The organism is Pseudomonas sp. ATCC 43928 (genome assembly GCF_005938665.2).
Lineage (GTDB): Bacteria > Pseudomonadota > Gammaproteobacteria > Pseudomonadales > Pseudomonadaceae > Aquipseudomonas.
On the sequence record NZ_CP041753.1, the window covers coordinates 1,756,842 to 1,775,980 of the forward strand.

Consider the following 19,139-nt stretch of genomic DNA (forward strand, 5'->3'; position numbering starts at 1 on the left):
TTTTTTATGTTTGCAAACGGGGATAAAGCTGGTTAATATACGCCCCGTGTTGCGGAGAGCTGGCCGAGTGGCCGAAGGCGCTCCCCTGCTAAGGGAGTACACCTCAAAAGGGTGTCGGGGGTTCGAATCCCCCGTTCTCCGCCATTATTTGTTTAGTACGTTGTAATCTGGCTTCTTCGGTAAGTTGTTGAAATTACTAGAAAAAGTGCTTTACAAAAAGATTTAACGGCCTATAATGCGCGGCAACAAATGCACTCGTAGCTCAGCTGGATAGAGTACTCGGCTACGAACCGAGCGGTCACAGGTTCGAATCCTGTCGAGTGCACCATTTAAGAGTTGTTTGCAGCAATGTGAGTAACTTGGCTTCAACCAGTTGTGATCTGGTATAAAAACACAAATGCACTCGTAGCTCAGCTGGATAGAGTACTCGGCTACGAACCGAGCGGTCACAGGTTCGAATCCTGTCGAGTGCACCAAACACCAAAAAGCCCGCGTTTAACGCGGGCTTTTTGCCGTCTGCGATTTGGCTTTTCCTTTGGTACAACCTTTCTCATCGAACTCGATGTGAGCACTGCGCCCTCGCTTGTTGTCGTAGCGGTAGCTCATGGCTGAATTGCGAGTGCTGATTTTGTCTGGCTTGCCGAGAGCGCTTTCGACGTCCTGCTGGCTCATGCCGGCAACCACTCTTTGATTGATGATCGCGATGCGGCGTTCCTTCGCGCCGAGCTGATTTCCACATTTGTCCTCGGACTGACCAACGACCGTCGGCTCTCTCCTTGGGTTTTTCATACTTGATGTTTCGCGAACCTCGGCTTCTGGCATCAGGGCTGTCGTGCTGCCAGGCAAAAACGTGCGTACTTCCTGAAGCGAAAGGCTTTCTCCGGTCGTACAGCTCAAGGTCGTGAAGGTGATGCGTCCGTCAGGGGCTTCACACCGGTGGATGGTCGTAGCAAACGCCCAGGGCGGCAGGCAGAGCAGGGCGGCAAGCAAAAAATAATTAGCATTCCGTGGCATTCGACGTCCTCCTTGACGGTCCATATCAAGGGTAGCCGTTACATTTTTCGACTGCGGTGTGTTTTCTTTTCAGGATGAGTCGTCGCAGTTCCATGGATCAGGACGGCGCTCAGGTTTGTCTCGCAAGCGCTTGTTTCAGCCGCGATTTTTTCACGTTTAAAACCGTCAGGCGGTGTTATCATTGCGCCTGTCAGCCCCGCCGGGGCTTGTGGAATACCTCCATGGACTTACCCAGTAGTTACTCAGTACCCCGTTTTTACAATCATGAATTGACTGATTGATCCTTCCGGCGTGCCCCGCTGCTGGGAGTGGAGTTCGCCTATGTCTGAAGTTGAAGTAAAGAAAACGCAGGAAAGCTTGCAGGACCGCCTTGCTCAAGTCGTTGAGCTGCTGCAGCGCCAGCGGGTGGTCGAAGACCTGACTCATCGCCAGGAAGGTCCGCATCACGACCGGGTCGAGAACCTGGTTCACCGGCAAAACCTCGTCGAGTTGCAACGCAAGCTCGATGATCTGCACTCCGCTGACGTTGCCTACATCCTTGAAGCCTTGCCACTGGACGATCGTCTGACCGTCTGGCAGTTGGTCAAGGCCGACCGCGACGGCGACATTCTGCTCGAAGTATCCGATTCGGTTCGTGAAACCCTGATCGCCGACATGGACGATCACGAGCTCCTGGCGGCGGCCAAGGACATGGATGCCGACGAACTTGCTGACCTGGCCTCCGAGCTGCCGCGAGACGTCGTCCACGAGCTGATGGAAACCCTCGATGCTCAACAGCGTGAGCGCGTCCGCTCCGCGTTGTCCTATGACGAGGAGCAGGTCGGTGCGCTGATGGACTTCGAGATGGTGACGATCCGTGAGGATGTCAGTCTTGAAGTGGTGTTGCGTTACCTGCGTCGTCTCAAAGAGTTGCCAAGCCATACCGACAAACTGTTCGTGGTCGATTACGACGGCGTGCTCAAGGGCGTGTTGCCGATCAAGCGCCTTTTGGTCAACGACCCGGATAAACAGGTCTCGGAAGTGATGGCCAGCGATCCGGTGAGTTTTCATCCGGACGAAGACGCCTACGAGGCCGCTCAGGCGTTCGAGCGTTACGACTTGATCTCGGCCCCGGTGGTCGACAAGAACGGCAAGCTGATCGGTCGTCTGACCATCGATGAAATGGTCGACCTGATTCGTGAAGAGAGCGAAAACGAAGTTCTCAACATGGCGGGTCTGCGCGAAGAAGAAGATATTTTTGCGTCAGTCTGGAAGTCCCTGCGCAACCGTTGGGCCTGGCTGGCGATAAACCTGATCACCGCGTTCGTTGCATCACGGGTGATCGGCCTGTTCGAGGGCTCTATCGAGAAGCTGGTAGCGCTCGCGGCATTGATGCCGATCGTGGCGGGTATCGGCGGCAACTCGGGTAACCAGACGATCACGATGATCGTTCGGGCCATGGCGCTGGACCAGGTCAGTACCGGCAATACGTCGAGGTTGATGCGCAAGGAGTTGGCGGTCGCCTTGATCAATGGCGTGGTCTGGGGTGGGGTGATTGGTGTGGTGTCCTACCTGCTTTATGGCAGTTGGTCCCTGGGCGTGGTGATGACCGCCGCTATGACGCTTAACTTGTTGCTTGCGGCATTGATGGGCGTGTTGATTCCGATGACCCTGGCGCGGCTTGGGCGCGACCCGGCAATGGGCGCGAGTGTGATGATCACTGCCATGACCGACAGTGGTGGCTTTTTCATCTTTCTCGGGCTGGCGACGATTTTTCTGCTCTGACGTTCTACCTCAAAAGAACCCGCCCAATTGGCGGGTTTTTTTTTGAGGGGCTGAATTTCAGGCAAAAAAAAGCCAGCAATTACGCTGGCTTGAGCTTTCAGGATGAATCAGGAAACGTCTGCAGCCATTTCGGCATCATGGGCGATCAGCGAAACCAGAGCGTTTTGCTGGCGGTGGGAGAGTTGGCGGAAGCGTTGCAGCAGTTCGCGTTCGTGTAATGACAGCTCGGGGCTGTCCAGGCGCATGCTCAATTCTTCGCCCAACGCGCCTTCCTGAATAAGACTCTGCTCAAGACGCGCGATGATTTCGGAATTCATGCTGCGATGATGATTGCGAGCCACCTCGGCAATGCGTTCACGCATTCCGTCTGGCAGACGTACGACGAACTTGTCAGCCGTACGGCTGGAATAAATTGCCTGTTTCAATGGGCGCATATATTTAACCGGTTAGTTCAGGGGAGCGGTTCTCGGGATAGGCCGCAGGATGTCAGATAGGACAAGCACTCCGACCAAATGTTCAACCTGAATTGATAGAGGCGCGCATCATGCCTCAAATTAGCCAGATCATTGGCGTCAATTCTGTGACAAATATTGATCTGGGTAAAGGCTTAATGCCAGCACCTATTATCAGAAATGCGGACTGGTTTGAAAACATTCCATGAGTCCGTATCGCTGACCGCGTCCTCTTGCCCGACAGGTGATGCCCGAAGACGCCTGAAGGTGCATGCTATGCGGATTCGATCCTTGTTCCTTACCTTAACAGGATAGTGGCAAATGGCCGATTTACTAGGGCAGACGGACGGTATGGGATGATTTCAGGATGGATGGCAGGCTGATTTATTTAATGGGGCCTTCGGGATCCGGCAAGGACAGCCTCATCGAAGCCGCTCGCGGGCCGTTGCGGGTGCGCAATTGTGAAGTCGTACGGCGGGTTATTACGCGCTCGGCTGAGTCCGTCGGCGAAGACGCCATTGAGGTGTCCCGCGAAGAGTTCGAGCGACGCAGAAACAATGGGGATTTCGCGCTTTCGTGGCAGGCCAATGGGCTGGATTACGGTATTCCTGTGTGTATAGACCAGTGGCTCAAGGAAGGACGCGATGTGCTGATCAATGCTTCGCGCGGCCACCTGACAGAAGCGCAACAGCGCTATCCCACGCTGTTGCCGGTGCTGTTGACGGTCAAGGATGACGTTCTGCGAGAGCGCCTGCTACGGCGGGGGCGTGAAAGCCCGGCAGAAATTGAAGCGAGACTGTGCCGCAATGCGCTGTTCACGGCTGACGACACAATCGGTGATACGCAAATCCGTCGACTCGATAACTCCGGCGACCTTGCGGTCACCGTTGCCAGTCTTCTGGAGTTGCTGAGCGTCAGCGCAGAACCGGATCGAACTTGATCTTGCGCCCGGCGATCAGCGCCAGCACGAACAGCGCACTGAACACGCCGCAGGCAATCAGGGGCAGGGTGACGATCGTGTCCTGGACTAATGACAGATGAAGGATGCCACTCAGTAGAGCGAGGATGAGAAACCCTGCGGCTGATTTGGACATGCTGTGCTTCCTGATGAGGTGGTTCAAAATACCAAGCGTTCAAAAGACTGCGTGCGCGGTTGAAGACTTTCCTGGCTCAGCTCTTGGCTGACAAAACTGCGTTGATCGCTCGTGAGTGCCCATTGAGGCGCTTTTTGCAGCTGCAGGTCATGGGGCGTGCGTTGGGCAACCATCGCAGCGTCGTTTGCGGGGAAGAACTGAAAACCCAACAGAACCGCCAGGGCGACTGCATTCGCGACTAAAAGAGCGCTGTTCATGGGGCTGATCTCCTTCGTTCTTTGAGAACAGTCGAAGCAGCCCGCATGCCAAAAGTTTAACGGCTATTAAATCCTTTAAAAACAAAGAATTACGCCATTTTAACAAAATGCCGGCATTGCATTTTGCAATGATGGCATTTTGCGGTGATGCAATTTGCACGGTAAACAAAGCCACGCTACCGTGGGGCGTCTGCCTACACTTAAAAAGCCCTACGGACGACATGACAAAAGCGGGCCTGCCCGTTAACATGCACGCCGTCCATCGCCGCGCATTCCTTGCGCGCAACTTGTGTCTCAGTAGCTCAATTGGATAGAGCATCCCCCTCCTAAGGGGAAGGTTGGCAGTTCGAACCTGCCCTGGGACACCATATAATCCAAGGCCTACAGCGTCTTTTTGTTTCTCTGCTTAACCCTCATGGGTGCTAGGTGGGTGCAACAGGTATGCTTTAAGCAAAGAAAAGCCCTGCTCAGATTGTTATCTGGCGGGGCTTTTTCATAACTGTCGTGTCATGCGGTCTATCGACTCTTTCCCGATCAATCGTGAAAATGGACGCGCTGCGCGTACCACCAACACGCCCAGACGATGGTGATCACCAGGGAGGCGACGCAGAAGATTATGGTCTGACGCGCATTGCCAAGATCCTCTCGGGCAAACAAGCTAAGCGCCTGGAGGGCAGCCCCCCCAAAAAGCGCCAGGAACCCCATTCGCCAGGCGAACATGCGCTGTCGGTAAACGTCGAAAGCCAGCGGGAGCATAACGGCGCCATATATTACGGAAAGATAGCGAAGTCTAACGTCTGCATAATGGGTAAAGACCGAACCACTTGGATCGCCCAGGGAAGGCTGGATATCCGTTATGGCAGAAACGCAGAACATGAGCCCTTGGAGGGCGAGCATCGCTGTGACAATCACGATGACAGTGGGTGGCCGCTTTTGGGAGCTCCGAAGCTCATCGGGCGGCAAACCTTTTGATGCAATCGCGACCTGATTACTCAGCACCGTGCGAATGACCTCAGACAGCCATGCCTGATCGTTGCGGGAAAACCACATACAGATCCGCATCACGCCAATCCCACAGGCCATCATCGCAAGCCCCTCCAGCGGCATGAATGTGGCGTGCGGCCCAGGTACGGCGGTAAACAACGCCAATGCTGTAAAAAGCACACAAAACCCGAACCAGAAGCCCATGAAGAGCTTAACGGACCAGTGCAGCGCAAAACGCCCGGTTAGCACGACCTGGTTTTGGCGCACCTGGAATCGGCCGACGAAAAGTGGCTTGAATGAGTTGTGTACCATCGGGATGACACGTTGGAGCGAAACGCGAGACTCCGTCACCGTTCCCACGGCCGCTTCTCGAAAAGGCGTAAACATAGCCCAGTGCCGGGTCGCGGCTTTCAGGCGCTCAACAGATTCCGCCAGTCCGAACGAGCTCTCAAACTCGACCAGATCCGATCCCACCCAAAGTTCCCTCATCCATCGGAACATACACCCCCCCTCTGGGCGCGTCATGCTTGGATTTCACGTTGGTATCGTGCAATTCATATTCGACCTTCCCTGGTCTCCACCACCATCATCAACTGCTCAACTCCAGCCCAATATCACGCCGTCAGCGTATGCTCCGCATCCCCGAACCAGGTGCGCACCAGATCGGGCCCAGGCGTACCAGCGTGGTCAAGCACCGCCACATCGACGAAATTCTTGCCATTGCTTGCGCCATCAGGGTCTACCTTCACGGTGATGTCGTTGCCGGTCTGCACCACTTGGACAAAGTCCGACACCTGGCTGGTGCCGGCGACGAAGTTGGCCTTGAGCAGTGCGGAGAGGTCGATTTTGTCCCCTTCGGCGTAGTTGTAGTCGAGGATATGATCGCCGCCTTCATTCACGTTGAAGTAGGCAAACACGTCGGCTCCCGCGCCACCGCTGAGCGTGTCTGCACCGCCACGGCCCACGATGATGTCGTTGCCGTCGCCACCATTGATCGTGTCTGCGAGCATGGTGCCCACCAGCGTGCCGCTGGATTCTCCGTGGTAACTGACTTGAGTGCCGGCCGCGCCGCCGTCGGTGACCTGGAAGTCTTCCGCCGAGTAATGCCCCAACAGGTTCACCTCGGCCCGATGCACGCCGTCGTCCACTGTCAGCAGGCCGCCGGCGCCAGAGGCGTTGGTGTTGTAGCTGAGTTGGGTGTTGGCGCCGAAAGTGAGATTGCCGAACGTCAGCATGTCATTGCTCTCAAGGCCGAGGATGCCGGCCAGCGAGCCCGCTGTTTCGGCCTGTGCGATCACCAGCGTACCCGCGCCTTCGCCGTGGAAGGCGACGGACCCGTGTGCAGCACCGGAGAAGGTCAGGGTTGCGTTACCGTCGATGGTCGCGCTGCCGTCGCCGGTCACGTCGGCCAGCAGGCGCAGGTCACCACCATTGGCCCACAGGTGGCCGGTGTTTTCGACCGTGCTGGCCACCGTCATGCCGCCTGTGCTCGTGGACTCCAGCACCCCGCTGTTGGTGATGGTGTGGGTGCCGGTGTCGAGCACCAGGCTGTTCAGCCCGCTGGCCATGATCAGCCCCGAATTGATCAGCACCATCTGCCCGGCACCCAACTGGCCGGCGCCGGAAATGCGGTTGTCGACGTTGTTCAGTACGGTGTCGGCGCTGCCGCCGAAAATCACGTTTTGCGCGTTATCGGATAGCAGCACCTGGCCGCCACCGGTCAAGGTCGCGCCACGGAACAGAACCTCAAGGCTGGTCGCGCTGCCGGCGGAGCCGAGTTCGATGGTGCCGCTGTTATGGATACTGCCACCGAACGGCATGATCGCGCCGTCGGCAATGGTGAGGGTACCGGTGTTGTTGGTGAGCGGGTCGACATCGAACTGGAAGTTCGCTTCGCTCAAGTCCGCCGCATCGATACCTTTGAGAGTGACCGTCTGGCCGGTGCTTATGCTGACCAGTGCATTGCCGTTGGCGTCGTTAGTGATACTCAAGTCTGCAAAGCCGTTGATGCCAGTGAAGCCGACCAAGTCGATCTTGTCCGCTGCGGCATCGAAATTGAAGATCTGGTTGTTGCCGATCGGTTGGGCGAAGACGAAGGTGTCGGCACCTGACGAGCCGGTCAGGTTATCGTTAGCGGACAAGGCGAAGATCGGCGCGCCCGGGGCGTAGACTTCGACGTTGTTGAACACGTACGCGCTGGCGGTGCTGCCGTCGCTGTTGCTCCAGTTCATGTTGACGTCAAGCACCAACGCACCCACGAAGTCGCTTGGGGCTGTCACAGTCAATGCGCCGGGATCGTTGGTGTGCACGGTCCATGTGCCGTCGCCGTTGTCGGTTCCTGCATTGAACACCCACCCCGAGGGAACCCCGCTGATGGATACCGTTACGGGGCCGCTGATATCGGCTAACGGAACGTTGAGGGCTAGATTGATGGGGTCGCCGGCAACGCCTGCCGGAAGGTTGGCACTGCTGCCGGCCGCACCAGGATTACCCGCCAGGTCGGTGTAACTGTTCGCGGCAACGTCGACTTTTATGCTGCCGCCCTGGGTTCTGGTCAGTATTGCCGTGTAGGTATCGCCATCAACCTGGGTAAAGTTACTGAAGGTTCCGCGGGGCACTCCGCTCGTTGTCGTCACTGCGACATCAGACAGGGTGAAACCGCTCACTGTCTCACTAAATTGGAATGTCACCGTCGACGTTGAACCGACCGAACTCCCTAGGGCCGTCCCCGTCACTGCCACCGTCGGCGGCACGGTATCAACTGGCGTCTCAACGACGTTCTGCACGTTTACCGTAATGGTCTGCGTGTCGATTCCGCCATTACCGTCGGCCACCTGAACGTTCACAACATAGGCGTTGTCGCCGGCGGTTCCACCGACATCCTGGGGATTCTCGTAGTCGGGCGCTGAATTGAACGTCAGCACCCCACTCGAACTGATCGAGAATTTGCTGAAGTCCGTCCCGGCCGTACTCAGGATCGAGTAGCTCAGCGTCTGCGCAGGTAGATCAGCGTCAGTCGCCACCACTGTTGTGACCGCCGTGGTGTTCTCCAATACGTTGATCGAAGCCGTCGCACCAGCACCGTTGGAAGTGATCGTCGGTGAGTCGTTGCTGCCGGCGATATGCACGGTGACCGAAGTGAGGGTGCCGTCGGCACTGCTCACGGCGAAGGTGTCGGTGTAGGTGGTGCCGGCGGCGAACTCGTTGTGGGCGGAGTTGGCGACGTAGGTCCAGGCACCACCGGTGCCGATGGAGAACTGGCCGTAGCTGCCGGCGGTGTTGGTTTGTGCGACGAAGGTTGCGGCGCTGTCGACGTCGCTGATGGTCAGGGTGCCGGCGGTGGAGATGTCGACGGCGGCATTGGTCTCGGTGAGGTTGGCGATGCCGGTGGACAGCACGGCCGCATCGTTGGTGCCGAGGATGTGCACGGTGACCGAAGTGAGGGTGCCGTCGGCACTGCTCACGGCGAAGGTGTCGGTGTAGGTGGTGCCGGCGGCGAATTCGTTGTGGGCGGAGTTGGCGACGTAGGTCCAGGCACCACCGGTGCCGATGGAGAACTGGCCGTAGCTGCCGGCGGTGTTGGTTTGTGCGACGAAGGTTGCGGCGCTGTCGACGTCGCTGATGGTCAGGGTGCCGGCAGTGGAGATGTCGACGGCGGCATTGGTCTCGGTGAGGTTGGCGATGCCGGTGGACAGCACGGCCGCATCGTTGGTGCCGAGGATGTGCACGGTGACCGAAGTGAGGGTGCCATCGGCACTGCTCACGGCGAAGGTGTCGGTGTAGGTGGTGCCGGCGGCGAACTCGTTGTGGGCGGAGTTGGCGACGTAGGTCCAGGCACCACCGGTGCCGATGGAGAACTGGCCGTAGCTGCCGGCGGTGTTGGTTTGTGCGACGAAGGTTGCGGCGCTGTCGACGTCGCTGATGGTCAGGGTGCCGGCGGTGGAGATGTCGACGGCGGCATTGGTCTCGGTGAGGTTGGCGATGCCGGTGGACAGCACGGCCGCATCGTTGGTGCCGAGGATGTGCACGGTGACCGAAGTGAGGGTGCCGTCGGCACTGCTCACGGCGAAGGTGTCGGTGTAGGTGGTGCCGGCGGCGAATTCGTTGTGGGCGGAATTGGCGACGTAGGTCCAGGCTCCGTCGGTGCCGATGGAGAACTGGCCGTAGCTGCCGGCGGTGTTGGTTTGCGCGACGAAGGTTGCGGCGCTGTCGACGTCGCTGATGGTCAGGGTGCCGGCGGTGGAGATGTCGACGGCGGCATTGGTCTCGGTGAGGTTGGCGATGCCGGTGGACAGCACGGCCGCATCGTTGGTGCCGAGGATGTGCACGGTGACCGAAGTGAGGGTGCCATCGGCACTGCTCACGGCGAAGGTGTCGGTGTAGGTGGTGCCGGCGGCGAATTCGTTGTGGGCGGAATTGGCGACGTAGGTCCAGGCTCCGTCGGTGGCGATGGAGAACTGGCCGTAGCTGCCGGCGGTGTTGGTTTGCGTGTGGAAGCTTTCCGGGCTGTCGATATCACTGACGGTCAGGCTACCACCCGTAGTCAGCGGAGCATTGGTTTCGGTCAGTGTGACATTGGCCGAGGACAGCACGGCGGCGTCGTTGCTGCCGGTGACGGTGACAGTCACCTGCTGGGTGTCGACACCGCCGAGGCCATCGCTGACCTGAATGGTGAACACCTCGTTATGACTCTCGCCGGCCTGCAACGATTGCACGGCACTGGCGACGCCATCGGTGCCGTTGGCCAAGGTGTAGGTCCATTGGCCCGTGCTGTCGACGGCGATCGAGCCATAAGTGCCGGTATTGGACCCGGCAATGCTCCAGGTGGCGGTGGCTGCATGATCGATGTCGCTTGAACTGAACTGGCCGCTGACGCTGAGGCTGGTGTCCTCCTGCACGGCGCCGACATCGTTGCCGCTCGCAAAGCTGAGCACCGGCGCATCGTTGCTGCCGGTGACGGTGACGGTCACTTGCTGGGTGTCGACACCGCCGAGGCCATCGCTGACCTGGATGGTGAACACTTCATTGTGACTCTCGCCGGCCTTCAGTGATTGCACGGCACTGGCAACGCCATCGGTGCCGTTGGCCAGGGTGTAAGTCCATTGGCCGCTGCTGTCGACGGCGATCGAGCCATAGCTGCCAGTATTGGACCCGGCAATGCTCCAGGTCGCGGTGGCGGCATGATCGATGTCGCTTGAACTGAACTGGCCGCTGACGCTGAGGCTGGTGTCCTCCTGCACGGCGCCGACATCGTTGCCGCTCGCAAAGCTGAGCACCGGCGCATCGTTGCTGCCGGTGACGGTGACGGTCACTTGCTGGGTGTCGACACCGCCGAGGCCATCGCTGACCTGGATGGTGAACACTTCATTGTGACTCTCGCCGGCCTTCAGTGATTGCACGGCACTGGCAACGCCATCGGTGCCGTTGGCCAGGGTGTAAGTCCATTGGCCGCTGCTGTCGACGGCGATTGAGCCGTAGCTGCCGGTGTTTGACCCGGCAATGCTCCAGGTCGCGGTGGCCGCATGGTCGATGTCGGTCGAGCTGAACTGGCCACTGACGCTGAGGCTGCTGTCCTCCTGCACGGCGCCGACATCGTTGCCGCTCGCAAAGCTGAGCACCGGCGCATCGTTGCTGCCGGTGACGGTGACGGTCACTTGCTGGGTGTCGACACCGCCGAGGCCATCGCTGACCTGGATGGTGAACACTTCATTGTGACTCTCGCCGGCCTTCAGTGATTGCACGGCACTGGCAACGCCATCGGTGCCGTTGGCCAGGGTGTAAGTCCATTGGCCGCTGCTGTCGACGGCGATTGAGCCGTAGCTGCCGGTGTTTGACCCGGCAATGCTCCAGGTCGCGGTGGCCGCATGGTCGATGTCGGTCGAGCTGAACTGGCCACTGACGCTGAGGCTGCTGTCCTCCTGCACGGCGCCGACATCGTTGCCGCTGGCGAAGCTGAGTACGGGTGCGTCGTTGCTGCCGGTGACGGTCACGGTCACCTGCTGGGTGTCGACGCCACCGAGGCCATCGCTGACCTGGATGGTGAACACTTCGTTGTGACTCTCGCCAGCCTTCAGCGATTGCACGGCACTGGCGACGCCATCGGTGCCATTGGCCAACGTGTAGGTCCACTGGCCGCTGCTGTCGACGGCGATCGAGCCATAAGTGCCGGTATTGGACCCGGCAATGCTCCAGGTCGCCGTGGCCGCGTGATCGATGTCAGTCGAGCTGAACTGGCCGCTGACGCTGAGGCTGGTGTCTTCCTGCACCGCGCCGGCATCGTTGCCGCTGGCGAAACTGAGTACGGGTGCGTCATTGCTGCCGGTGACGGTCACAGTCACCTGCTGGGTGTCGACACCGCCCAGGCCGTCGCTGACCTGGATGGTGAACACTTCGTTGTGACTCTCGCCGGCCTGCAACGACTGCACGGCACTGGCGACGCCATTGGTGCCGTTGGCCAAGGTGTAAGTCCACTGACCGCTGCTGTCGACGGCGATCGAGCCGTAGGTTCCAGTTGCCGAGCCATTGATCGACCAGGTGGCAGTGGCCGCATGGTCGATGTCGCTTGAACTGAACTGGCCGCTGACGCTGAGGGTGGTGTCTTCTTGCACCGCGCCGACATCGTTGCCCGATGCGAAGCTGAGTACGGGCGCATCGTTGCTGCCGGTGACAGTCACGGTCACCTGCTGGGTGTCGACCCCGCCGAGGCCATCGCTGACCTGCACGCTGAACACTTCGTTATGAGTCTCGCCGGCCTGCAACGACTGCACGGCACTGGCGACGCCATTGGTGCCGTTGGCCAGGGTGTAAGTCCATTGACCGGTGCCGTCCACCGCGATCGAGCCATAGCTGCCAGTGTTGGACCCGGCGATGCTCCAGGTGGCGGTGGCCGCGTGGTCGATGTCGCTCGAGCTGAATTGGCCGCTGACGCTAAGGGTGGTGTCCTCCTGCACGTTGCCGGCATCGTTGCCGCTGGCGAAGCTGAGTACGGGGGCGTCGTTGCTGCCGGTGACAGTCACGGTCACCTGCTGGGTGTCGACGCCGCCGAGGCCGTCGCTGACCTGCACGCTGAACACTTCGTTATGAGTCTCGCCGGCCTTCAGTGACTGCACCGCACTGGCAACGCCATCGGTGCCGTTGGCCAGGGTGTACGTCCACTGGCCCGTGCTGTCGACGGCGATCGAGCCGTAAGTGCCGGTATTGGACCCGGCGATGCTCCAGGTGGCGGTGGCCGCATGATCAATGTCGGTCGAACTGAACTGGCCGCTGACGCTGAGCGTGGTGTCTTCCTGCACCGCGCCGGCATCGTTGCCGTTGGCGAAACTGAGTACGGGTGCGTCGTTGCTGCCGGTGACGGTGACAGTCACCTGCTGGGTGTCGACACCGCCGAGGCCGTCGCTGACCTGCACGCTGAACACTTCGTTATGACTCTCGCCGGCTTTCAGTGATTGCACGGCACTGGCGACGCCATCGGTGCCGTTGGCCAGGGTGTACGTCCATTGACCGGTGCCGTCGACGGCGATCGAACCGTAGGTTCCAGTTGCCGAGCCATTGATCGACCAAGTGGCGGTGGCATTGTGATCGATGTCGCTCGAGCTGAACTGGCCACTGACGCTGAGCGTGGTGTCTTCCTGCACCGCGCCGGCATCGTTGCCGTTGGCGAAACTGAGTACGGGTGCGTCGTTGCTGCCGGTGACGGTGACAGTCACCTGCTGGGTGTCGACACCGCCGAGGCCATCGCTGACCTGAATGGTGAACACCTCGTTATGACTCTCGCCGGCCTGCAACGATTGCACGGCACTGGCGACGCCATCGGTGCCGTTGGCCAAGGTGTAGGTCCATTGGCCGCTGCTGTCGACGGCGATTGAGCCATAAGTGCCGTTAGCTGTTCCGGCAATGCTCCAGGTCGCCGTGGCAGCATGATCGATGTCGCTTGAACTGAACTGGCCACTGACGCTGAGGCTGCTGTCCTCCTGCACGGCGCCGACATCGTTGCCGCTGGCGAAGCTGAGTACGGGGGCGTCGTTGCTGCCGGTGACGGTCACGGTCACTTGCTGGGTGTCGATGCCGCCAAGGCCATCACTGACCTGAATGGTGAACACCTCATCATGACTTTCGCCGGCCTTCAGTGACTGCACCGCACTGGCAACGCCATCGGTGCCGTTGGCCAGGGTGTACGTCCACTGGCCCGTGCTGTCGACGGCGATCGAGCCGTAAGTGCCGGTATTGGACCCGGCGATGCTCCAGGTGGCGGTGGCCGCATGATCAATGTCGGTCGAACTGAACTGGCCGCTGACGCTGAGCGTGGTGTCTTCCTGCACCGCGCCGGCATCGTTGCCGTTGGCGAAACTGAGTACGGGTGCGTCGTTGCTGCCGGTGACGGTGACAGTCACCTGCTGGGTGTCGACACCGCCGAGGCCGTCGCTGACCTGCACGCTGAACACTTCGTTATGACTCTCGCCGGCTTTCAGCGATTGCACCGCACTGGCGACACCATCGGTGCCGTTGGCCAGGGTGTAGGTCCATTGGCCGCTGCTGTCGACGGCGATCGAGCCGTAGGTTCCGGTTGCCGAGCCATTGATCGACCAGGTGGCGGTGGCTGCATGATCGATGTCGCTTGAATTGAACTGGCCACTGACACTGAGGGTGGTGTCTTCCTGCACGTTGCCGGCATCGCTGCCCGACGCGAAGCTCAGCACCGGTGCGTCGTTGCTGCCGGTGACGGTCACGGTCACCTGCTGGGTGTCGACCCCGCCCAGGCCATCGCTGACCTGGATGGTGAACACTTCGTTATGGCTCTCGCCGGCCTTCAGTGATTGCACGGCACTGGCGACGCCATCGGTGCCATTGGCCAAGGTGTAGGTCCATTGGCCGCTGCTGTCGACGGCGATCGAGCCGTAGCTGCCGGTATTGGACCCGGCAATGCTCCAGGTCGCGGTGGCGGCATGATCGATGTCGCTTGAACTGAACTGGCCACTGACGCTGAGGCTGCTGTCCTCCTGCACGGCGCCGACATCGTTGCCGCTGGCGAAGCTGAGTACGGGTGCGTCGTTGCTGCCGGTGACGGTCACGGTCACCTGCTGGGTGTCGACGCCACCGAGGCCATCGCTGACCTGGATGGTGAACACTTCGTTGTGACTCTCGCCAGCCTTCAGCGATTGCACGGCACTGGCGACGCCATCGGTGCCATTGGCCAACGTGTAGGTCCACTGGCCGCTGCTGTCGACGGCGATCGAGCCATAAGTGCCGGTATTGGACCCGGCAATGCTCCAGGTCGCCGTGGCCGCGTGATCGATGTCAGTCGAGCTGAACTGGCCGCTGACGCTGAGGCTGCTGTCCTCCTGCACGGCGCCGGCATCGTTGCCGCTCGCAAAGCTGAGCACCGGCGCATCGTTGCTGCCGGTGACGGTGACGGTCACCTGCTGGGTGTCGACACCGCCGAGGCCATCGCTGACCTGGATGGTGAACACTTCGTTATGGCTCTCGCCGGCCTTCAGTGATTGCACGGCACTGGCGACGCCATCGGTGCCATTGGCCAAGGTGTAGGTCCATTGGCCGCTGCTGTCGACGGCGATCGAGCCGTAGCTGCCGGTATTGGACCCGGCAATGCTCCAGGTAGCCGTGGCTGCATGATCGATGTCGCTTGAACTGAACTGGCCGCTGACGCTGAGACTGGTGTCCTCCTGCACGGCGCCGACATCGTTGCCGCTCGCGAAACTGAGTACGGGTGCATCATTGCTGCCGGTGACGGTCACGGTCACCTGCTGGGTGTCGACCCCGCCGAGGCCATCGCTGACCTGGACGGTGAACACTTCGTTGTGACTCTCACCAGCCTTCAGCGATTGCACCGCACTGGCGACGCCATCGGTGCCGTTGGCCAACGTGTAGGTCCATTGGCCCGTGCTGTCGACGGCGATCGAGCCGTAGCTGCCGGTATTGGACCCGGCAATGCTCCAGGTCGCGGTGGCGGCATGATCGATGTCGCTTGAACTGAACTGGCCGCTGACGCTGAGCGTGGTGTCTTCCTGCACCGCGCCGGCATCGTTGCCGCTGGCGAAACTGAGTACGGGTGCATCATTGCTGCCGGTGACGGTCACGGTCACCTGCTGGGTGTCGACCCCGCCGAGGCCATCGCTGACCTGGACGGTGAACACTTCGTTGTGACTCTCACCAGCCTTCAGCGATTGCACCGCACTGGCGACGCCATCGGTGCCGTTGGCCAAGGTGTAGGTCCATTGGCCCGTGCTGTCGACGGCGATCGAGCCGTAGCTGCCGGTGTTTGACCCGGCAATGCTCCAGGTCGCGGTGGCGGCATGATCGATGTCGCTTGAACTGAACTGGCCGCTGACGCTGAGGCTGCTGTCCTCCTGCACGGCGCCGGCATCGTTGCCGCTCGCAAAGCTGAGCACCGGCGCATCGTTGCTGCCGGTGACGGTGACGGTCACCTGCTGGGTGTCGACACCGCCGAGGCCATCGCTGACCTGGATGGTGAACACTTCGTTATGGCTCTCGCCGGCCTTCAGTGATTGCACGGCACTGGCGACGCCATCGGTGCCATTGGCCAAGGTGTAGGTCCATTGGCCGCTGCTGTCGACGGCGATCGAGCCGTAGCTGCCGGTATTGGACCCGGCAATGCTCCAGGTAGCCGTGGCTGCATGATCGATGTCGCTTGAACTGAACTGGCCGCTGACGCTGAGACTGGTGTCCTCCTGCACGGCGCCGACATCGTTGCCGCTCGCGAAGCTGAGTACGGGTGCATCGTTGCTGCCGGTGACGGTGACAGTCACCTGCTGGGTGTCGACGCCACCGAGGCCATCGCTGACCTGCACGCTGAACACCTCGTTATGACTCTCGCCGGCTTTTAGTGATTGCACCGCACTGGCGACGCCATCGGTACCGTTGGCCAGGGTGTAGGTCCATTGACCGCTGCTGTCGACGGCGATCGAGCCATAAGTGCCGGTATTGGACCCGGCAATGCTCCAAGTGGCGGTGGCATTGTGATCGATGTCGCTCGAGCTGAATTGGCCACTGACGCTGAGGGTGGTGTCCTCCTGCACGTTGCCGGCATCGCTGCCCGACGCGAAGCTCAGCACCGGTGCGTCGTTGCTGCCGGTGACGGTGACAGTCACCTGTTGGGTGTCGACGCCACCCAGGCCATCGCTGACCTGGATGGTGAACACTTCGTTATGAGTCTCGCCGACCTTCAGCGATTGCACCGCACTGGCAACGCCATCGGTGCCGTTGGCCAGGGTGTACGTCCACTTACCGGCGCCGTCGACGGCGATCGAGCCATAGCTGCCGGTATTGGACCCGGCAATACTCCAGGTAGCCGTGGCCGCATGATCAATGTCGCTCGAGCTGAACTGGCCGCTGACGCTGAGCGTGGTGTCTTCCTGCACCGCGCCGGCATCGTTGCCGCTGGCGAAACTGAGTACGGGTGCATCATTGCTGCCGGTGACGGTCACGGTCACCTGCTGGGTGTCGATGCCGCCAAGGCCATCACTGACCTGAATGGTGAACACCTCATCATGACTTTCGCCGGCCTTCAGCGATTGCACCGCACTGGCGACACCATCGGTGCCGTTGGCCAGGGTGTAAGTCCATTGACCGCTGCTGTCGACGGCGATCGAGCCATAAGTGCCGGTATTGGACCCGGCAATGCTCCAGGTCGCGGTGGCCGCGTGATCGATGTCGGTCGAGCTGAACTGGCCACTGACACTGAGGGTGGTGTCTTCCTGCACGGCGCCCACATCATTGCCGCTGGCGAAACTGAGTACCGGCGCGTCGTTGCTGCCGGTAATGGTGATGGTCACAGTCTGGGTCGTCGAAGCAGCGTTAGCCGCGCCGCTGTTGTCGGTGGCGACCACGGTGTACGAGAAGGTGACGGTTTCACCCGCGCCGAGGAAATCGAGGTTCTGGCTGGTGCTGTAGTCCCAGCTGTTGTGATCAACCGAGAACCCGGCGACCAGTGCTGAGGCCACACCCGCATCGAGCGTGCCGCCGCTCCAGGCGATGTTGCCGTTGGAGGTATGCGACACAGTCACCACGTCGATGTTGTCCACATCGGCAAAGCTCAGTGCGCCGCTGTCGCTCAGTGTGGCCGTACCGTTGCCTTCGCTCATGGCGCCGGTGGTGTCGGCAATCGTCAGTGTCGGCCGGTCGTTGGTGCCGGTGATGGTAATGGTCACGGTCTGTACCGTGCCGTCGCCGATCGCCACGTTATAGGTCTGGGTGAGGATCTGGCCTTCGCCCAGGAACTGCACGGCGGCGTTGTCTACCGCGAAGTGCCAGCCCAGCGAACCGCTACCGGTGCCGGTGCTGTCGTGCAGTGGATCTGTGGTGAAGCTGCCCAGGTAGCCGGAAGCGCCCGGTGTGACGGTGACGCTGTGGGTGTCGATCAGGTCGGCGTCGGTGAAGGTGATGCTGCCGTTGGCGGCGTAGTCGCCACTGTCTTCCTTGGCATCGCCGGTCTGCACGCCGCTGGTGATGTGCACCTGGTCGTTGGTGCCGGTGATGGTGATGATCACATTTTGCGTTGTCGACGAACCATGCCCATCACTGACGGTGACCACATAGGTTTCGGTAGCTGTCTGACCCTGGGCCAGGTACTGGGCTGCCGCATTGTTCACGGTGTAAGTCCAGTTAACGGTGCCGTTGGCCGCATTGGCCGCTTCAATGACAGAGGCAAGGCTGAAGTTGCCCAGCGCTGTGGTATTGCCTCCCGCCGCCACGAATGAAGCGGTATGCGTATCGCTCAGATCGACATCGCTAAATGCAATCGTGCCCGTCGTACTCAGCGAATCGGTAGTGCTCGGCGTTGTGGGCGCATCTTCGGTCACCGTGCCAGCCTGCACGCTGACGTTCATCGTCACACTGTCATTCATACCGGCAAATTGCACTTGCGCAGTGGCCCAGCTGAGGGTGCCATTGCCGAGACGAATCGCATACGTAAAGCTGTCTGCCAGGGACGCTCCGGCAGCAAGCTCCTGAAGTTGCGTCTTGAAAGCAGTCGATAAGGTAGCGGCGTCGTAGCCGACTTTGCCATCCGATGTAATCCAGATTTTTGCCCCGTTGAGGCTGGTGTCGGTGCTCGTCGCCTCAATTCTGCTCGTGTCCTGGACCAGCAGATCGGCCGGGGCATAAACCTTGGTGGCAGTAGAAAGGCTGGTCGCGTTATCAACTGACCAGAGCGTCTTTGCGTTACCGCCCAGGTCATTGGACATGACATCCAGGTACACGACACCCTGCAGGTCTTCAGTGATGGTCGCGTTGCTCGTGCCAATGACACCTGTAGTGAAAATGTCGTCCTGCGCCTGCGGCGTATTGGAAAACGAAGTAACGGTGCCGCCGCTGGTCGTGGTGGTGGTAGCCATGTCTTTCTCCCGAGAATGCTTTTTTTATTGGAATTGCCAGGGACTGCTAACAGGACGAAGTCCCGTGCTTGCGCCGCTCAGAGTGTTCAGGAGCGGTACGGGGCGGCTACCGGACATCGTCGACCGTCTGGGCTAGACGGGACAGGCGCTGCCGGCAGGGGGACGCTGGTCTCGCGGGGGTGAAGAAACTCGCCGTACTTGAGG

General features: G+C 60.3%; 8 protein-coding genes and 4 tRNA genes. 6 read left to right on the plus strand and 6 right to left on the minus strand.

What is annotated here, in order from left to right; all coding sequences use genetic code 11:
• Window positions 1-53 precede the first annotated feature (53 nt).
• From FFH90_RS07920 to FFH90_RS07930, 3 genes are all read left to right on the plus strand, one after another.
• Window positions 54-144: transfer RNA gene (locus FFH90_RS07920), tRNA-Ser, on the plus strand.
• A 107-nt stretch (window positions 145-251) separates the two neighbouring features.
• Window positions 252-328: transfer RNA gene (locus tag FFH90_RS07925), tRNA-Arg, on the plus strand.
• A gap of 71 nt (window positions 329-399) precedes the next feature.
• Window positions 400-476: transfer RNA gene (locus FFH90_RS07930), tRNA-Arg, on the plus strand.
• Window positions 477-495: 19 nt separating this feature from the next.
• Here the strand turns inward: FFH90_RS07930 and FFH90_RS07935 are convergent.
• Window positions 496-1,014 (minus strand): cell envelope protein SmpA, encoded by a 519-nt coding sequence (locus tag FFH90_RS07935; RefSeq protein ID WP_138866955.1) that lies wholly within the window; start codon window positions 1,012-1,014, stop codon window positions 496-498.
• Between the two features lie 321 nt (window positions 1,015-1,335).
• Between FFH90_RS07935 and mgtE the strand changes: the two genes are divergently transcribed.
• Complete coding sequence (gene mgtE, locus FFH90_RS07940; protein WP_018926381.1) at window positions 1,336-2,778, plus strand: magnesium transporter; 1,443 nt, start codon at window positions 1,336-1,338, stop codon at window positions 2,776-2,778.
• Between the two features lie 107 nt (window positions 2,779-2,885).
• On the opposite strand, the gene FFH90_RS07945 is transcribed toward mgtE, so the two are convergent.
• Window positions 2,886-3,212, minus strand: a complete 327-nt coding sequence (locus FFH90_RS07945) for an Arc family DNA-binding protein (protein ID WP_018926380.1) — start codon at window positions 3,210-3,212, stop codon at window positions 2,886-2,888.
• A gap of 385 nt (window positions 3,213-3,597) precedes the next feature.
• On the opposite strand from FFH90_RS07945, the gene phnN reads away from it, so the two are divergent.
• Window positions 3,598-4,170 carry a phosphonate metabolism protein/1,5-bisphosphokinase (PRPP-forming) PhnN gene (gene phnN / locus FFH90_RS07950; RefSeq protein WP_138866956.1) on the plus strand — a complete coding sequence of 191 codons (573 nt, stop codon included), beginning with the start codon at window positions 3,598-3,600 and terminating at the stop codon, window positions 4,168-4,170.
• Here the strand turns inward: phnN and FFH90_RS07955 are convergent.
• A complete protein-coding gene (locus FFH90_RS07955; protein WP_018926378.1) occupies window positions 4,145-4,324 on the minus strand; it encodes a PA3371 family protein in 180 nt (59 codons plus the stop codon). The genes phnN and FFH90_RS07955 overlap by 26 nt on opposite strands.
• A 23-nt stretch (window positions 4,325-4,347) precedes the next feature.
• Window positions 4,348-4,581 carry a hypothetical protein gene (locus tag FFH90_RS07960; protein WP_111454811.1) on the minus strand — a complete coding sequence of 78 codons (234 nt, stop codon included), beginning with the start codon at window positions 4,579-4,581 and terminating at the stop codon, window positions 4,348-4,350.
• A gap of 291 nt (window positions 4,582-4,872) precedes the next feature.
• On the opposite strand from FFH90_RS07960, the gene FFH90_RS07965 reads away from it, so the two are divergent.
• Window positions 4,873-4,949: transfer RNA gene (locus tag FFH90_RS07965), tRNA-Arg, on the plus strand.
• A 166-nt stretch (window positions 4,950-5,115) separates the two neighbouring features.
• On the opposite strand, the gene FFH90_RS07970 is transcribed toward FFH90_RS07965, so the two are convergent.
• A complete protein-coding gene (locus tag FFH90_RS07970; RefSeq protein ID WP_230139164.1) occupies window positions 5,116-6,039 on the minus strand; it encodes a hypothetical protein in 924 nt (307 codons plus the stop codon).
• Window positions 6,040-6,179: 140 nt separating this feature from the next.
• Window positions 6,180-18,935: a VCBS domain-containing protein gene (locus FFH90_RS07975; protein WP_138866958.1), complete on the minus strand. Its 12,756-nt coding sequence runs from the start codon at window positions 18,933-18,935 to the stop codon at window positions 6,180-6,182.
• Window positions 18,936-19,139: the final 204 nt, after the last annotated feature.

Excerpts from the sequence above, each read along its gene's own strand:
- FFH90_RS07960 (WP_111454811.1), bottom strand. The coding sequence starts at position 4,581 with ATGAACAGCGCTCTTTTAGTCGCGAATGCAGTCGCCCTGGCGGTTCTG.
- phnN (WP_138866956.1), top strand. The coding sequence starts at position 3,598 with ATGGATGGCAGGCTGATTTATTTAATGGGGCCTTCGGGATCCGGCAAG.
- FFH90_RS07945 (WP_018926380.1), bottom strand. The coding sequence starts at position 3,212 with ATGCGCCCATTGAAACAGGCAATTTATTCCAGCCGTACGGCTGACAAG.
- mgtE (WP_018926381.1), top strand. The coding sequence starts at position 1,336 with ATGTCTGAAGTTGAAGTAAAGAAAACGCAGGAAAGCTTGCAGGACCGC.
- FFH90_RS07955 (WP_018926378.1), bottom strand. The coding sequence starts at position 4,324 with ATGTCCAAATCAGCCGCAGGGTTTCTCATCCTCGCTCTACTGAGTGGC.
- FFH90_RS07975 (WP_138866958.1), bottom strand. The coding sequence starts at position 18,935 with ATGGCTACCACCACCACGACCAGCGGCGGCACCGTTACTTCGTTTTCC.
- FFH90_RS07935 (WP_138866955.1), bottom strand. The coding sequence starts at position 1,014 with ATGCCACGGAATGCTAATTATTTTTTGCTTGCCGCCCTGCTCTGCCTG.